Origin of the sequence: Xanthocytophaga flava, from assembly GCF_030068545.1 — a bacterium.
In the GTDB taxonomy this organism is placed as follows: Bacteria; Bacteroidota; Bacteroidia; order Cytophagales; family 172606-1; genus Xanthocytophaga; species Xanthocytophaga flava.
This window is the reverse complement of sequence record NZ_JASJOR010000001.1, coordinates 135,921-152,474: the sequence shown is the minus strand read 5'-3', so window position 1 is coordinate 152,474 and position 16,554 is coordinate 135,921. Positions and strand designations below refer to the sequence as shown.

At 38.4% G+C, this 16,554-nt stretch carries 18 protein-coding genes; 8 read left to right on the top strand and 10 right to left on the bottom strand.

Annotated elements, in window-relative coordinates; genetic code table 11:
• Positions 1-57: 57 nt before the first annotated feature.
• Together QNI15_RS00630 and QNI15_RS00625 are read right to left on the bottom strand one after the other, a co-directional pair.
• The gene (locus QNI15_RS00630) at positions 58-591 is read right to left on the bottom strand and encodes a GNAT family N-acetyltransferase (protein ID WP_314030009.1); all 534 of its coding nucleotides are present in this window, start codon (positions 589-591) and stop codon (positions 58-60) included.
• Positions 592-612: 21 nt separating this feature from the next.
• Positions 613-996 (bottom strand): winged helix-turn-helix transcriptional regulator, encoded by a 384-nt coding sequence (locus tag QNI15_RS00625; protein ID WP_313974796.1) that lies wholly within the window; start codon positions 994-996, stop codon positions 613-615.
• A gap of 158 nt (positions 997-1,154) precedes the next feature.
• Here QNI15_RS00625 and QNI15_RS00620 point away from each other — a divergent pair, with 158 nt between their 5' ends.
• Complete coding sequence (locus QNI15_RS00620; protein ID WP_313999597.1) at positions 1,155-2,033, top strand: SDR family oxidoreductase; 879 nt, start codon at positions 1,155-1,157, stop codon at positions 2,031-2,033.
• Positions 2,034-2,100: 67 nt separating this feature from the next.
• Here QNI15_RS00620 and QNI15_RS00615 read toward each other — a convergent pair whose 3' ends face one another.
• Positions 2,101-2,628, bottom strand: coding sequence for a DinB family protein (locus QNI15_RS00615; RefSeq protein WP_313999595.1), 528 nt, complete (start codon positions 2,626-2,628; stop codon positions 2,101-2,103).
• A 186-nt stretch (positions 2,629-2,814) separates the two neighbouring features.
• Between QNI15_RS00615 and QNI15_RS00610 the strand changes: the two genes are divergently transcribed.
• Positions 2,815-4,119 (top strand): serine hydrolase, encoded by a 1,305-nt coding sequence (locus tag QNI15_RS00610; RefSeq protein WP_314030007.1) that lies wholly within the window; start codon positions 2,815-2,817, stop codon positions 4,117-4,119.
• A 335-nt stretch (positions 4,120-4,454) separates the two neighbouring features.
• Here the strand turns inward: QNI15_RS00610 and QNI15_RS00605 are convergent, their stop codons facing one another.
• On the bottom strand, positions 4,455-4,817 hold the full coding sequence (locus QNI15_RS00605; RefSeq protein WP_314030006.1) for a hypothetical protein: 363 nt from the start codon (positions 4,815-4,817) through the stop codon (positions 4,455-4,457).
• Positions 4,818-4,971: 154 nt separating this feature from the next.
• On the opposite strand from QNI15_RS00605, the gene QNI15_RS00600 reads away from it, so the two are divergent.
• The 4 genes from QNI15_RS00600 to QNI15_RS00585 all read left to right on the top strand — a co-directional run bounded on the left by QNI15_RS00600 (position 4,972) and on the right by QNI15_RS00585 (position 7,695).
• Entirely contained in the window at positions 4,972-5,559 is a 588-nt protein-coding gene (locus QNI15_RS00600; protein ID WP_314030004.1) for a hypothetical protein, read from the top strand.
• Positions 5,560-5,736: 177 nt separating this feature from the next.
• Complete coding sequence (locus QNI15_RS00595) at positions 5,737-6,285, top strand: hypothetical protein (protein ID WP_313999588.1); 549 nt, start codon at positions 5,737-5,739, stop codon at positions 6,283-6,285.
• A gap of 211 nt (positions 6,286-6,496) precedes the next feature.
• On the top strand, positions 6,497-7,051 hold the full coding sequence (locus QNI15_RS00590; RefSeq protein WP_314030002.1) for a hypothetical protein: 555 nt from the start codon (positions 6,497-6,499) through the stop codon (positions 7,049-7,051).
• A gap of 23 nt (positions 7,052-7,074) precedes the next feature.
• A complete protein-coding gene (locus QNI15_RS00585) occupies positions 7,075-7,695 on the top strand; it encodes a DUF4136 domain-containing protein (RefSeq protein ID WP_314030000.1) in 621 nt (206 codons plus the stop codon).
• A 38-nt stretch (positions 7,696-7,733) separates the two neighbouring features.
• On the opposite strand, the gene QNI15_RS00580 is transcribed toward QNI15_RS00585, so the two are convergent.
• The 4 genes from QNI15_RS00580 to QNI15_RS00565 all read right to left on the bottom strand — a co-directional run bounded on the left by QNI15_RS00580 (position 7,734) and on the right by QNI15_RS00565 (position 13,176).
• Positions 7,734-9,677, bottom strand: a complete 1,944-nt coding sequence (locus tag QNI15_RS00580; protein WP_314029998.1) for an OmpA family protein — start codon at positions 9,675-9,677, stop codon at positions 7,734-7,736.
• 266 nt (positions 9,678-9,943) lie between these two features.
• Positions 9,944-10,525 (bottom strand): 7-carboxy-7-deazaguanine synthase QueE, encoded by a 582-nt coding sequence (locus QNI15_RS00575; RefSeq protein ID WP_314029996.1) that lies wholly within the window; start codon positions 10,523-10,525, stop codon positions 9,944-9,946.
• Between the two features lie 194 nt (positions 10,526-10,719).
• The gene (locus QNI15_RS00570) at positions 10,720-11,601 is read right to left on the bottom strand and encodes a bifunctional 5,10-methylenetetrahydrofolate dehydrogenase/5,10-methenyltetrahydrofolate cyclohydrolase (RefSeq protein ID WP_313999579.1); all 882 of its coding nucleotides are present in this window, start codon (positions 11,599-11,601) and stop codon (positions 10,720-10,722) included.
• Between the two features lie 213 nt (positions 11,602-11,814).
• Positions 11,815-13,176: an NAD-dependent succinate-semialdehyde dehydrogenase gene (locus tag QNI15_RS00565; RefSeq protein WP_314029994.1), complete on the bottom strand. Its 1,362-nt coding sequence runs from the start codon at positions 13,174-13,176 to the stop codon at positions 11,815-11,817.
• Between the two features lie 126 nt (positions 13,177-13,302).
• Between QNI15_RS00565 and QNI15_RS00560 the strand changes: the two genes are divergently transcribed.
• Together QNI15_RS00560 and QNI15_RS00555 are read left to right on the top strand one after the other, a co-directional pair.
• Positions 13,303-13,878, top strand: a complete 576-nt coding sequence (locus QNI15_RS00560) for an RNA polymerase sigma factor (protein ID WP_313974771.1) — start codon at positions 13,303-13,305, stop codon at positions 13,876-13,878.
• Between the two features lie 13 nt (positions 13,879-13,891).
• A complete protein-coding gene (locus QNI15_RS00555; protein ID WP_313974769.1) occupies positions 13,892-14,200 on the top strand; it encodes a hypothetical protein in 309 nt (102 codons plus the stop codon).
• Positions 14,201-14,229: 29 nt separating this feature from the next.
• On the opposite strand, the gene QNI15_RS00550 is transcribed toward QNI15_RS00555, so the two are convergent.
• Both QNI15_RS00550 and QNI15_RS00545 read right to left on the bottom strand, forming a co-directional pair.
• Positions 14,230-15,495, bottom strand: a complete 1,266-nt coding sequence (locus tag QNI15_RS00550; RefSeq protein ID WP_314029992.1) for a glycosyltransferase — start codon at positions 15,493-15,495, stop codon at positions 14,230-14,232.
• On the bottom strand, positions 15,492-16,409 hold the full coding sequence (locus QNI15_RS00545) for a polysaccharide deacetylase family protein (protein ID WP_313999563.1): 918 nt from the start codon (positions 16,407-16,409) through the stop codon (positions 15,492-15,494). Before QNI15_RS00545 ends, QNI15_RS00550 begins: the two co-directional genes overlap by 4 nt.
• Positions 16,410-16,554: the final 145 nt, after the last annotated feature.

Below are 16,554 nucleotides of genomic sequence, written 5' to 3'. Positions count from 1 at the left end.
GAAAGGAATGGAACATACTACTTCACACGAATGGACTCATTCCTTTCTCTTTAGATATTATGAAATTTTGTTAAGCAATATTCGATAGTCAGGCCAGGCATAACGGAGTGCTAAAGATTGTCCACCATCTGGATTGTCATGTAACACTGCTTCCTGATTGGTGGCTCCCAGCTTTTCATAGAATCTTCTGGCTGGATGATTATCATTCAGAACCCAGAGATAAAATGAGTCTGATAGATGTGAGTGTTGCATCCAGAATACAATCTGTTTTAGCAATTGGGCACCAATGCCTTGCCCCTGTTTCTGACGTGACACATGGAGGTTGTCTATTAATGTACCCCATACTGAATCTTCATCTCCAAAAGCACACACAAATCCGCTAAGAGAACCGTTTTCTTCTGCTACAATAACTTTTTGATTGGATATAGGTGAGAAAAATCTTTGTTCCCATACATTCTTTCTATCTTTCCACACTTCTGTATCCAAAAAGGAATCACTAAACATGCCTCTATAGGTATTTCTCCAGCTAGTAGCATGGAGTATAGCAATAGACTCAGCATCCTGAAGGGTAGCTTCTCTGTAGTGTTGCATTAGATAGAATACGCAAGATTACTAATTCAATGTCACTTTGTTGTTGTATTGATCCCTTGAACGTAGAATATGAGGCATATTATGTAGTGCCCATTTAGCTAGTCCATCTATGTAGGGGATCAGGCTACTACCCATCTCTGTTAACTGGTACTCAACCCGTGGCGGAATCTCAGGATAGATCTTGCGAGTTATCAGGCCATCTGCTTCTAATGTACGCAATGTCACAGTAAGCATCTTCTGTGATATGTCAGGAATAGTATGGTGTAAGGCATTGAATCGCAATGTTCCTTTCTCATCTAACATGATCAGAATCAGTACTGACCATTTGTCCCCAAACCGATCCAATACATGCCGCACGGGACAGTTCATCAGATCTGAAAATTTTTCAAGATTTCTTTCTTCCATAACTCATTCATTTACAATAATCGTTACCTGGAGGTAAGTGTCTAACTATCAGGTGCCTTCTTGTTTGATGTAACGTACCTATATACCTTTGAGTTACCAAAAGTAAGTTACTGTATTTTGGTGTGCAACTATTTCGAAACAAATTAATAAACATGACAATGAGCAAATTATTAATAACCGGAGCAACTGGACATTTAGGTAAACTGGTTGTAGAATTACTGGCAAAAAAATTACCTCTATCTTCTATCGTTGTATTGGTAAGAGATGCTGAGAAAGCGAAAGAGTTTACAGCTAAAGGTATTGAAGCACGTATTGGTGACTTCAATGAGTATGCTTCACTGGTAACTGCATTCAAAGGGATTGACAAGCTATATTTTGTATCAAGTAACGATATAGTTAACAGAGAAAAACAACATGAGAGTGTAGTAAATGCAGCAAAAGAGGCAGGCGTAGGACATGTAATTTATACCAGCTTTGCCCGTAAAAATGAAACAGAAACTTCTCCTATTACCTTTATTGCCAAGTCGCATTTATATACAGAGAAATTGTTAAAGTCGTCAGGAGTACCATATACTATACTAAAACATGCTTTGTATACAGATATCATTCCTATGTTTATCGGTGACAAAGTATTGGAAACCGGAGTAATATTCCAGCCTGCAGGAGAAGGAAAGTCTTCATTTGTAACAAGAGAGGATTTTGCTGAACTAGCTGTTGCTGTGTTAACAACTTCAGGACACGAAAACAAGGAGTATGAAGCTGTGAATACCGAAGCTGTATCCTTTCAGGATGTAGCAGATATTCTTACAGAGATCACAGGCAAGAAGATCACTTATGTCGCTCCAACTGCAGAAGTATTTACAGCTGAATTGACAAAAGCAGGAGTTCCCGGCGAGGTAGTGGGTTTATTGACAGGGTTTAATCAAGGTATTGCTCAGGGAGAGTTTGCTGATACAGATGCCACTCTTGAGAGATTGATAGGCCATAAACCTACTTCTGTAAAAGCATACCTGCAACAGGTATATGCGTCAAACTAATCGATTATCGATTTGTTATATAAAAACGGTACAAGACAGATACGTCTTGTACCGTTTTCTTTATTAGTCAGGCCATTAAGAGATAAAACATATAATCGGTCATTGGCGCATCTGTGAAGCCTAGTTCACGTCCTATCGTAACCAACTGGCCTCTATGATAGGTGCTATGATTCATACAATGTTGGACAATCTCAAAGCCGGATCTGGAAAAATCTCCTACATACGGAATATTAAAGGGATACATTTCATACAAATCTTCTTCTGTCATATTCTCTACAAAAGCACAGAACTCTTCAGACTGTTGTAGCAGAGTCTGCATCATGTCTTGAGTAGTACCGTCAAAAGTTGTGTCTCTTGTATTACCGAGAGGACTACGTTTCAGATTACCTAACCACCATTGTTGCGTTTGCAGGATATGCCATACTGTTAAATGTACACTCGGAAAACTGGATGCTACTTCTACTTCCATTAATTGTGCAGGCTTGGCTTGTAGCCAGTTGATCAATTGCTTGTTAGCCCATGCATTATAATTTGCATAGTCTCTGCTTAAAGAGACAAGAGAAGATTCTGCTAATTCAATAGATGTCTGTAACATGGTCTTGTTGTTTAGTGTATTACAAAGAAACAACAGGGGAGTGACAGCAGTATGTCAGTAGTGTTTTAGAAAAAACGAAATAATTCAGAATAAAGGAAATGAATAGCTGAAATGGAAATTCGGACTGATTTCTAAGTTCATACAAGGTTAATTTATTTTTGGATGTGGTTTTGTATATTAGTAACCATGAAAAACTATACATACCACTTTCTTATAACTTTTCCATTTTATTTGATTGCCTCAGTTTGTTTAGGGCAGGTACAAACAGACAACTTTCTGAAAAAGCTATTTACTAAAAATACAGATGCTATTTTTCAGCAAGTTATTCAACATCCTCAGGAGTATCGGTTGCAGATTATCTATACCCGTATAGATCGGGATAAACACAATGCTCCCTCCTTTACACACTATAGGTATCAGGTAGATAGCACACTCTATTTTAATCCTGCTTCTACAGTCAAATTGCCTCTTGCTTTGCTATCACTGGAAAAAATAAACCAGTTGAATGTTGCTGGAGTTACAAAAAATACTGCCATGCAGTTCGACAGTGCCTATAGTAATCAGTCCAGAGAATGGAAAGACCCTACTTCTCTTAACGGTTATCCATCTATTGCTCATTTTATAAAAAAGGCCTTTCTGGTAAGTGATAATGATGCCTATAGTCGTATGTATGAATTTGTCGGACAGGAAACTATCAATCGGTCTTTACATGCCAAAGGTTATCCGGATACTCGTATTACGCATCGATTTGTTCGAATGACACCAGAGGAAAACCGACATACAAATCCAGTTCGTTTTATTACTGAAAAGGGCGAAATGGTTTATAGCCAGCCTGCTGCTTATAACCGGGATGCTTTTGACTTTCGGCGAGTGGAAAAACTTGGTAAAGGATATTATGATAGCAAAGATAGTCTGGTACAGGAGCCTTTTGACTTTACTATGCGAAATAAACTACCCTTGCAATCATTGCAGCAGATATTGCAATCTGTTATGTTTCCTACTTCAGTAAAGGCCAGACAGAAGTTCCAATTGACAGAAGAGGATTATTCCTTTGTATATCAATATTTGTCTCAATTTCCGGGCGAGACCAACTATCCCAACTATGATTCTTCACAATATTATGATACATATGTTAAATTCTTTTTTCAGGATAGCCTGCATCACCAACTACCAGAAGGGGTGAGGGTCTTTAATAAAGTAGGGTGGGCGTATGGGTTTATGACGGATGTTTCTTATGTGGCAGATTTTAAAAATAAGGTGGAGTATATGCTGACAGCTACTTTATATGTAAATAGTGATGGGATATTGAATGACAATAAATATGAATATGATACAATTGCTCATCCGTTTCTCTACCAGTTGGGGCAAACAATCTATCAGTATGAATTAAAAAGGAAGAGAAAATATAAACCAGATCTGAGCAGATTCCATGTTTCTTATGAAAAACGTATTGCCGATGGAAGACCCTTAATACGGGATGTCGATAATTAATGAGAATGAGTAAGTATACATTCTCTCAGCTATTCGAATATAGTTCAAACGGATAGAAAAAATAATGAGAGACATGTGATTACCAATTTATAAAATGACCAGAGTTTGAATCACTTTTGTGTTTGACCAGAATACCGATCATTTCTCAAAGTTATTCGAATAATGGTCAACTTTTTTGTTGACCAGAATTTAGTTCATCCTTGTTAATGACTGGAACTCCGGTCAGTTTTACAAAATACTGGTTCTTGATCATCTCCTTTAGATTTCTTGTAGAAATAGTAATTTGTACCTGTGAAGTATTTTTCAAAGTATTTGTTGCAAATCTAGCCAGCAGGTTAAAACTCTTCCCACCCCTCATTTTGCGGATCATATTTGACAAACTCATCTGTGTCTGTAAACTCAGAGGCTGTCATAGATATTTCAAATACACCTTGTTCCGTAAAACCGGCTTCGAAGTAGAGTGCATGATCTGTGAGTAAAGCCAAAACACCTTTTAGCTTTTTATGTTCAAATTGTTTGCCTGTAGCATTTTCATTTTGTAGCAAATACCCGTAGTTCAACAGGCGTTTTTCGAGTGTTTCTTTTTGATCAGATGTGAAGGGAAGCAAGTTGTTTGTATTCTCAAAGAAATCTTCTCCTTCGTATGCCAGTTGTTTCGATTTTACTTCTCGTCTATAAATAGATATAGTATATCCCATAACAATACATTTTTAGGAAGCGAGTTTAGTGATTTTTTAGGAAAGTCCTTCTATGAACAGACGAAATGCCATTTTTAATACACATTTAATTTTGTTTTAAGATGGTTCTAATATGCTACCTCTACTTTTGTTGTGTAACATAAAGGAAGAACGTATGAGACTTTTGGTTATAGTCAGTTCGATTCTGGCATTGTCACAGGGAGTGGTGTCAAATGCTCAAACCTTGCATATAAAAGTACTGGATTCTTTTAATCATAAACCTATAGAAGGAGTAGAGCTGGCTGGGATAGAAAAGGCTTATACAGGTAAAAATGGAGAAGCTGATGTTAATCTGTATGATGATGAACAAATACGATTTCTGAAAGGAGATTATTATCCACTGTTTTTGCAAGCCAGTGTAGAGAATTTTGATAATCCTTACGAAATAGAACTTTTCCTTGTACATAAGGCAACAACTTCTGTTACAGACCTGCCTGCTGCTATACGGAAACAGAATATGACTGGATATCTGGAATTTGAATATGTATTCTCAGATGATAGTACAACTAACAGTAAGTTGCATTTATGGGTATATGATGACATGAATGGATTTGCTCAGCGTACCAGCCCTTCTATAAAGGGTTCAGGAATTGTACAAATTAACTGGCAATCTGATTATGCTGTCGCACATGACATTGCTCCTCCGGTACATCTGACTAAGTTTGTCGAAGATGGCAAAAAATGTGTTTATACCTCCTTCTAAGATACTTCACCTTTGTAATTATTGAATAAGATAGCCCAAATCTACTCGTATTTTTTGTAATGTCTCGGGTTTCTCAACAATAGAAAGTTGTTGGAAAATAGACGATTCCTATCACTTCAGCTATTGTTGAATATGAGTTTTCCTATTTATCTATTATTACTACAAACCTTTACAAAGATGAAAACGATAGTATTTGCAAGTATCCTTTTGGCAATCTCATGGGTGAGTTTGCAGGCTCAGGTTTCTTTGACCACTGAAACTATTACAATAAAAAAAGTCCCTTCCGGAGAAACACCAACAGATGAAATTAACGCTTTTTTGAAAGACTTTCCCAATGAGGTTATCACAAAGAATACATTACAGCCTTTGGATACCTATACCAAAAACTGGAAAGTAGTAGATACACGATCATCCGATTACAGGGCTGGCCAATCTGCAGATTATTATCAGGTTGATACCAGAAGCAATCACACAGTAACACACTCCATTTATAGTAAAGATGGTAGATTACTTTACTTCAGTGAAAAGACGAAAAATGGAGAATTACCTGCTGTTATTACAAATACCCTGGAGAAAGACTATAAAGGATGGAAGATTGTTAGTGAAAAAGAAATGATTCATTCTTCGAAAAAGCCTGATTATTACAAAGTAGTGATTGAGAATGGGAAATATAAACGCACGTTGTTTTTTGATCTGGAAGGAAAGTTTCTGAAAGAACATGCCTGAAATATAGTGCTATCCAGATCATACCTGTTCATAGATTCATAAAGAGTCTTCCTGAAGAAAGACCTTCATAAACGCTGTATTGTATATGAAAATGTTGTGTAGAATGATACCTGCTGCTGTGCTCCTAAGCTTGATGATAGTTGCATTACTGTGGTCATGTCAAGGGAAAAGGCGTGACTATAAAGTATCTTCACAGTCTGTTTCTGATATCATGTATGATACCTCTTATGTGGGGATTGCAGAAGATAAGATATTGGACAATCGGTCTGATGTACAATTTTGCAAGGCGCTACAGTTGTTAAAAACGCACAAAAATCTGGAGGCGTCTATTTATATCCGTGAGGGTGTCACTTCTCTTCAAAAAGAAGATTCAGGTAAAGGTAGTGAGATTCGTAACAAGCTGGATAGTGCAATTGTAGACCTTCTGCAAATGGCTGCTGCTGCCCGAAAAGGAACATTAAATGAAGATGTCTTTGCCAATAAGTATCATGCCGCTGAGTGGATGGTGGTACATGATGAAATAGAAATGTGGGAGCAAATGCCCGCATTAGACGCTAAGACCAATCTTCATTTACGGAAGACTCTTCACAACATCAACTATAAGCTAATTTCAGAAGACGCTGAGGTAAAGAAGGAAGGCGAGTGTTTACTGAAAGAGGGTTACGCTTTCCTGAAAAGCTCTCAGGTGTTAGCCAGAGATACAGTAATATCTGCTACACATAGGGAGGCTGAACGGATAAAATCTTTTGTAAAAAAACAAATCTAACTCTCATACACAATCCTTTAACTATGAGAACAATAATAAAGTCAGTGGTCTATACACTTTGTATTGTATGGGCAACTACCTGTAGCTTGGGACAAGTAGCTACAGATTATGATAAAAACGTAGACTTCTCAAAGTTCAAAACGTTTGCCTGGATGAAAGAAGACATTCAGGTGGGTAGCAACCCATTGTATACCAGTAAGCTTATTAACCGGAATATAAAAGAACATGTGGAGCTTGAACTGGTAAAACGAGGCCTGATGCGGGTAAATCCGGATCAAAGCCCGGGTTTACTAATCTCTTTTCATACCTATACAGAGAAGAAGCATATGGCATATAATTATGGCAGTCCTATGTTGTATCCGGGTGGTTATCGTATGGGATGGTGGTATTATCCCTGGGGCCATGGAAACTGGCCTTATGCCTGGAATTCCAATTTTAGATCATATAATTATACAGAGGGAACTTTGATTGTAGACGTAATAGAGGCATCTACGAAGGAATTGATCTGGCGAGGATCTGCTTCTGGAGTGATTGACAGCCCCAAACGGCTGGAAAAACAGATTACTAGAGGTGTAACCAAAGTTATGAAACATTATCCGATAACAAAAGGAGAAGTTGACACACCCGTTGCCAAACATTCCTGACATAAAAAAGCCCCACTGAATTGTAGTGGGGCTTTTCTTTATAATACCTTAAATTCGATTCTTCGATTTAGTTGCCGGTTTTTTTCCGAGTTATTGGGGACTGCAAACTGTGTTTCTCCATATCCTACATAGGTAAGTCGATTTTTCTCAACTCCTGCATTGATCAGGTAATCATACACACTTTTGGCCCGTTTCAGAGAGAGTTCCAGATTATCACTGTCCTTACCTACATCATCTGTATGTCCTGATATTTCTATACGCAATCCTTTTGTATTTTTCATCAGAGCCATCAGTTTATCCAACTCCGTTTTGGACTTACCTTCGAGCTCCCATTTGCCTGTCTCAAAGAAAAGATTATTCAAAATATCTTTGGCTCCTTTTTCAATAGGTTGCAGATAGATATCCAGGACAACCGGTTCGTTGTTTTTAGTTCCGGAATAATCGAAATACAAACTTTTAAACAGATAACCCTCTTTATCTACATACAATCCATATGAGGCTCCTTCTGTAAGTACTGTCAGATAAGATCCTTCTTTACGATCTGATTTCATGACTGCTTCCAATGCTCCATCATTCAGGTTAAAAAGTTCTATTTTAGCTTCCAGACTTTTTTTTGTTTTGGCATCGTATACGATGCCTTTCAGATAGTTACTCTTATGCTTTACTGCAATTTCTTCCGGAAAGTCAAACTCGTAAAGCTGGCTGCTGATATACTTACGTCCTTGTCGTTCTTCATGAGCAAAATATCCTTTCTTTCCATCTGCTGAAACAAACAGAGATACCTGGTCATCCTGGTTATTGATAGGATAGCCCAGGTTTTTGGCAAACGACCATTTTCCTCCTTCCAGTTCAGACGAAAATAAATCAAAGCCACCCATTCCAATATGGCCTTTGGATGAGAAAAACAACGTTTTGGCATTTACGTGGATAAAAGGCGAGAGATCATCATCCGGCGTATTGATATTGGTTCCCAGATTACTTGCCACTCCCCACAACCCATCATCTCCAAGTTTACTTACCCATATATCGCGTTTACCATATCCTCCACGCCGGTCAGATGTAAAATAAAGTGTACGTCCATCTGCGGAGAGTGAAGGTTGTGATTCCCAGAAGGGTGAATTGACTTTGTTACCTAGGTTAAGAGGTTCAGTCCATTCGTTACCAATTTTATAAGACACATACAAATCACAGCTCCCAAAGCTTTGTCTCCCATCGCAATTGGTAAATACCAGTGTGCGACCATCCGCAGAAATAGTACATGTCCCCTCATTTTCTACTGTATTGATCCGATCTGACAGAGGAGCTGGCTCGGTCCATTCATTTCCTTTTCTGTAGGCTACATAAATATTTTCGTCACTTCGGGCATCCAATCCCTTGCGCGCTGTAAAAAATACCGTTTGTTGATCAGCGGTAAGTACAGGAAAGTATTGGAGTGCAAACTTATTTAGCTCTTTGGTCATCGCATTAGCTTTGTATGCCAATGGATGTTGCATGGCTTCTGCTGCAAAGTTACAATTCGCAATTTGCTGCATAGCCATAGTTACCTGAAACTGCTTTGGTGGTTTTAGATCCAGAAACTTCTGGTAATAGTCCTTGGCTTTGGTATAATCTGCTTTGCGTAAATAGTAATCTCCCAATATACTATAGGCACTCATAAAAGAGGGATTACCTGGTTTTAGTTCTATGGCTTTTTCATAATGTTGACGACTCAGATCTGCATAGTTTTCTGTTGCTTCCACCTGCGATTTTAGTTCATAAACATTACCCAAACGAAAATGAGCTTCCGGATAATTAGGCTCACGCTCAATGGCTTTTTCCAGTACAGATACAGCCTGATCAAACTTTCTTTCCAGTATATATTGTTGAGATTGTTCATACAAAAGCCTGGCTTTTGGGTTAACGGTTTGGGCAGATGTATGTGAAAATAAAATCTGTATGAAGACGAGTAAAGGTAAGATAATTCTCCAGTGAGGTACTTTCATAGCGGATAAATGGATTAACAGATCTGAATAACGTAGACACTAAATAAACGCAAATTTCAGAATAAGAATATAGTAAATAGTATTCAACGGAAATACTACAACAGAGATGCTATTTACACAAATTAATTTACAAACTTTTCTTAGGTTAGTAAGAATCAGCATGTTTATGTAAGCAATTTGGTGTCTACTAAAGCAACTTTTGTACCTGTTTCTTTAGAGAGGGAGAATAGAAGAGTGATATAACTAATTTCAGAAGTAAAATAGTATTAAGGTATATCCATATACTTATGTGTTTGTAAGGAAATACGCCATTGAGGATTAGTCTTGATATATTCAATGATAAGAGGTAGCATCTGAGCAGACTTGCTCCATTCAGGTTGCAAAAAAAGCTGACAAGAAGAATTTACCTTAGAGGCATATTCTTCTGCAAATTTAAAGTCGGACTTGTTATACACAATGACTTTTAATTCATGAGCTTTGGTAAAGATACTAGGGTGAGCAGGTTTGAACTTTTTGGGCGAAAAACAAATCCAATCCCAATGCCCGGATACGGGATAAGCACCAGAAGTTTCAATATTGGTTTGAAAGCCTGCTTTTCTAAGAGATTCTGTAAGATGATCCAGATTGTACATCAAAGGTTCGCCTCCTGTGATAACGGTTAATCTACCTGGAAACGTAAGTGCTTGGGATACAATTTCTTCAATAGAAATTTGTGGATGTAGAGACGCATCCCAGCTTTCTTTGACATCACACCATACACAACCCACATCACAACCTCCCAATCGGATAAAATAGGCCGCTCTTCCCTGATGAAATCCTTCTCCCTGAATAGTATAAAATGCTTCCATCAAGGGTAGCTTTGATTCTTGGATGTCAGATTGCAAGGAGATAGATAGGGGAGAAGGAGTGATCATACCAGTAATGTAAAGTCGGAATTCTTTATGTTGAACAATTCTTTCACAGTTTTAGTGCCGGATAAGCATTATGTAAAGAATGCCTCCTACTTTGTATCTTTGATAAGCTAAGCAGGAGGCTATCAGTATTATTTATAGATTTCTTTTTTTGATGCTTTTAGTGTGTTTTGTAACAGGCTGACAATAGTCATAGGGCCTACACCTCCTGGAACTGGCGTAATGTAGCTGCATTTTGGCGCAACTTCATCAAACTTTACATCACCCTTTAGAGCAAATCCTGATTTTTTCGTTGCATCAGGTACACGTGTAGTTCCCACATCAATAACAACAGCTCCTTCTTTCACCATATCGGCGGTCACAAATCCTGGCTTACCAATCGCTGCAATCAGAATATCGGCCTGACGTGTGATTTCTGTCATATTTTGAGTCCGGCTATGGCAGATTGTTACTGTACAGTTGCCTGGTTCCTGACTACGTTGCATCAAAATGCTCATAGGAAGACCTACGATCTGACTACGACCAATGACTACACAATGTTTACCTGCTGTCTGGATGCCACTACGACGGATCAGTTCCACAATGCCATTAGGTGTTGCAGGTAAATAACAATCCCATCCTTTTACCATTCTACCAATATTGGCTGGGTGAAAACCGTCTACATCTTTTTCTGGTAATATCTTTTCAGTAACCTTATCTGCTGAGATATGTTTGGGAAGAGGTAATTGCACAATCAATCCATCTACTTCAGGGTCATTGTTAATTGACTCTACTACATTCAGAAGTTCATCTTCTGAAATAGTTTCCGGATAGCGATATACTGCTGACCGGAAGCCTACTTCTTCACAAGCTTTTACTTTGTGACTTACATAGGTTTCGCTACCACCATCATTACCTACCAAAACTGCTACCAGATAAGGGATTTTTCCGTTTTGGGCTTTTATTTTGAGTACTTCTGCTGCAATTTCCTGACGAATTTCTTCGCCAATCTTTTTTCCATCGATAAGTTGCATGTATGAAGGATAAATGAGTGAAAGATCAGATTCTGAATAGGAGATTTACTTTGGGAGATCGTATTCTCAATTGAGCCGCAAAGGTAGAAACTATTTTTCAATTGTTAATGCTATAAGCACCTTTTCCAGGATATCAATCTCTGACTAACAATTCTTCTACAATGTATCCGCCTGAGCTACATCCGGTAATACTACTTACATTGTCCACAGGTATTACTCTATTACCAGTGTTTTAACATTGACAAGTTCCCGAATCCCAAAGCCCGCTAACTCTCTGCCATATCCCGATTTCTTAACTCCACCAAATGGCAATTGAGCATCGGAACGAACCAGGCTATTAATAAATACGCTACCAGACTCTATTTCTCGTGCGATACGTTCTGCCCGTTCGCGATCTTCCGAAAATAGAGTAGCCCCCAAACCATATCGGCTCTGGTTGGCAAGTTCAATCATATGTGTCTCATCTTTGGCTATAAAAACAGATGCCAGTGGTCCGAATGTTTCTTCCTGGAAAACGGGCATTTGTGTGTCTGTTTCTGTAAGCAGAGTGGGAGAGAAGTTAGCTCCATTACGATGCCCGCCCAGTTGTAGTATAGCTCCACTTTCCATAGAATCTTTCAGCTGCTTTTCCAGACCTTCTGCCAGATCAAGGCGGGCCATAGGACCCATTTGAATCGAATCGTCCAGTGGATTTCCCTGCTTGATGTTTTGAATAAGATCATACACTTTGCCTGTGAATAGTTCCGCAGTTTTAGGTGTCACTAAAAATCGTTTGGCTGCAATACAGCTTTGCCCTGCATTCTGCATTCGGGATTGAACAGCGATTTGGGCTGCTTTGTTCAGATCTGCATCATCCAACACCAATACTGGATCAGACCCACCTAATTCCAGAACACTCTTTTTGATATGTTTGCCTGCCAGGGCTCCTACACTTACACCTGCACGTTCACTTCCTGTAAGAGTGATAGCCTGAACAATAGGATGCTGAACCACATATTCAATATCTTCTACACTCATGATCAACGACTGAAAAGCTCCTTCAGGAAATCCTGCTTCCAAAAATATTGATTCCATAGCCAGAGAACATCCACTTACATTAGGGGCATGTTTAAGCATAAGTACATTGCCTGCAGATAATGAGGCTGTAGCTTGCCGGAATACCTGCCAGAATGGAAAGTTCCAGGGCATAATGGTAAAGACACAGCCAATAGAGTCGAATACAACTTTACTTTTGAATGGTGTATTCACTATTTGGTCAGCCAGCAGCGTTTCGGCTTCCTGTGCATAATAACTACAGGCAGTAGCACATTTTAGTACTTCTGCACGGGCTTCTCGTATATGTTTCCCCATTTCGTCTGTAATAATCCGGGCATATTTTTCTGTATCTCTTTTTAGAATCTCGGCTACTTTAAGTAATAATTCACTACGTTGAGCAAACGTGCTTTTTCTCCAGCTTTTATACGTTAGTTCAGCCTGGCTGATTTTTTTGTCAAGAGCATGTTTATCCTGAATGGGATATTCTGCAATTATGGTCTGTGTATATGGATTAATAGATTGAAAGTGTGCTTGTGCCATGGAGAGTATGGTTATAATTTGAAAAGATACTATTTTTCTTTTGCCAATAAAATGCAAAATTTCACGAGAAAAAAAATGTATACTTTGTTAAAGTAATCCAGTTGTGATCTGCGTCTTCCTCTACAAATGGAAGATATCCTAAGCATACCAATGGTTGATAAACCCAGACAAAAAATAGTCCAGACTGTTAAAGACTATAGTAAGCGTCTTTTTGGCTTTATTCGAGGAAAGGTAAAGTCTGATGAGGATGCTGAGGATATTTTGCAGGATGTTTGGTATCAGCTTAGTAATGCAGTAAATATTGATGAAATTGAACATATGAGCGGATGGCTGTTTCAGGTTGCCAGAAATAAAATCATCGATAAACACCGTAAAAAAACTCCCGATGCATTGGAAGATATGGGGTATGAGGATGAAGAAGGCAATTTTTCTATTATGGAGATTTTGCTTGCCAATGATACAAATCCGGAAACAGAATACATTCGGGATGCTTTCTGGAAAGAATTATTTGTTTCTTTGGAGGAACTGCCTGAAAAACAACGTCAGGTTTTTGTGTGGAATGAACTGGAAGATATGACTCTGCAGGAGATTGCAGATAAGACAGGCGAGAATTTAAAGACGATCATTTCCCGTAAAGGATATGCAGTAAAACATCTGCGTAAGAAGTTAGAAATGTTATACAGCGAATTTTTGAATTACTAATTATATTAATACTATGCAAAAGAGCCAATTCAGAGGGGGAAAGAAGAAATTTCTATTTTTGCTTATTCCGGTATTTATCTTTGTTATCAGTTGGGTGGTTATGTCTTTATGGAATGCCATTCTTCCTGAAATACTTCAAGTACATACTATTACCTACTGGCAAGCTATGGGATTACTGATTCTCTGTCGTATTCTATTTGGCGGATTTCACTTTGGCCCTAAAGGTGGACCTCCTCATCTTCGCGAAAAGTGGATGAACATGAGTGACGAAGAGAGAGAACAGTTAAAAGATCGATTCAGAAAACGCTGGGGAGGAGATTAATCAATTACCTGTGATAGAATATAAAGTTGCTACACAAATATTCGTTCTGAGAATTGTGTGCTGGAAACCATAATCTTTCGATAGATCTCTTCATATTGAGACGCTATCCTGGTTTCAGAAAGAGATTGTAATGCAATTTTACGTGCATTTTCAGATAGATTATAGGCGAGAGAATTAGAGAGTACCCAGTTTATACCATCTGCCAGATCTTCAGACTTGTAGGGTTGTGCCAGATATCCATTTGTTTTATGTGAAATAATATCTGGCATACCTCCTACCTGAAAACCAACTACAGGAGTGCCACATGCAATAGGTTCTGTAGCTGTTTGTGGCAGATTCTCCATTCTGGACGGAACTACCATAACATCGGCAGCGGAATATAGTAATGCCATCTGTTGTTCAGAAGTTATCCTACCCACATATTGTCTTGGACAATCAAGATGGATCGTTTCTTCATCTTCATTCATACCAAAAATAACTGCCAGACAATTATGAACTCCATACTTCTCTTTAAAAATAGCAAATGCTTCCTGTAAAAGATCATAGCCTTTATTTCTATCTTCTACGGAACGTAAAGAACCAAAAAGAATGACTTTTTTAGTTAACGGAATACCAAGAGAGAGGCGGGCTTCCAATGAGTTGAAAGGATGAAATACATCTGTGTTTAATGGGTTGGCTATAACTTCGATGTTTTCCTTGCTGAAAATACTACTTCTATGAGCCAGAGAAGCTTCCCATTGACTGGGAGTAACAATTTGGAAATGAATTTTTTTCCAGGCTTGTAGCTTGCGAGCCAGGTTCCATCTGTTGAAATCCAGAAAATAGTTGGTGTTTGCATATCCTTTGGCAAATTCATTATCTTCTAATCCATTAGGATGGTGTTCCGTTCCACAAAATGCCCAGGAATCGTGAAGTGTCCAGACAATAGGCTTTTGAATTTTACCAATTTCTGAGACACTAATCATCTCTTTGGCAATCCAGTGCAGATTCACAATATCGGCCTTGGATTTATTAATGGTGTGGTGAATAAAACCAGGGAACAAATTAAGTGAGTGCAGCATGGGATTAGTGCCAGGCTGCATTCTTAACAATGTTTGGGCTAATCTGTCTTTGATCTTAAACTCTGCCAGCCTCCATTTAGGTATAGCTGAATGAACGAAAGGAAGGTCCGTTACTTTCTTGATAACCAGCATCTGTGCATTTATACCAATGCTACGTTGGGCTTTACATATTCTCAATGCCGCTTTATCAGCTCCACCTTCATAGTCAGAATAGGAAACATGCAGGATATTCATATCGTAACAACTTGTTTAAATTTATTAGACCAGAATACATTGTTGAACATAAGCTCATCTAGCTTTAAGCCATTTTCATACAAATAGATGCGTGGCAAGGCTGTAAGATGATATTGGTGTTGAGGAAATATGTGACCGGATCGGGTGGTAACTGCTGTCTTAAAACCAAGTTCCTGTACTAAACTGAATTCTCTGTGACCTGCTTGCTGAAATTCCCCAAATGGATAAGCAAAATGATCTATCTTTTTATGTATTGCTCCTTCCAGTGCATCTCTGGATGCAGATATCTCATAGGTAGCCTCTGTCAGAGAAAGATTTTTTAATACAGGATGGTTGAGAGTATGTGCACCAATGGTAACCAAAGGATGCTTACCCAATTGTTGTACTTCTTCCCAATTCATACACAGTGTTTGTGTAGAGGTGAATTGGGAGAATGGATCTAATTTTTTGCAATCTATTTTATTCTCCAGAATAAGCTCCCGAATCTTTGTAAACGTCTCCCATTTCTCTTCCGGAGTGTAGCAGGCAAACTGTAAATCATTGGATAGATGAACAGATGTATTAGTCTGTACAATTTCTTCCAGAGTATACCACCATAAGTTTGCTGTTTGATCAGGAAAGCAATTGGTAATATACACGATAAACGGTATGTTAAAGGACTCGAAAACAGGAAGGGCATGAGTAAGATTGTCCTTATATCCATCGTCTAATGTAAATACAATAAGCTTCTTATATTTTCGTGAAGAAGTTAATGCTTCATATAACTCATCTACTGAAATGAATGTATATCCCCTTTTTGACAGAAGCTCTATTACTTGAATAAGATAGTCAGGTGAGATTTTAAGATCCTCGTTTGGAGTAAGACGTGGGTATATGACCGGAAAGACCCTATGCAACATAAATATAGTTGCCATACTTTGGGTGTATGTCTTGGCAAATGCTTTTATGAAAGGATTCTCTCTTATATATGATGCGAAGGCCATAGTTCGTAACTTTCCTGCATAGCTTATTTAGCCTCTTATTTGTCTATGTATAGGACAACCTTAACCAGGTTTACCT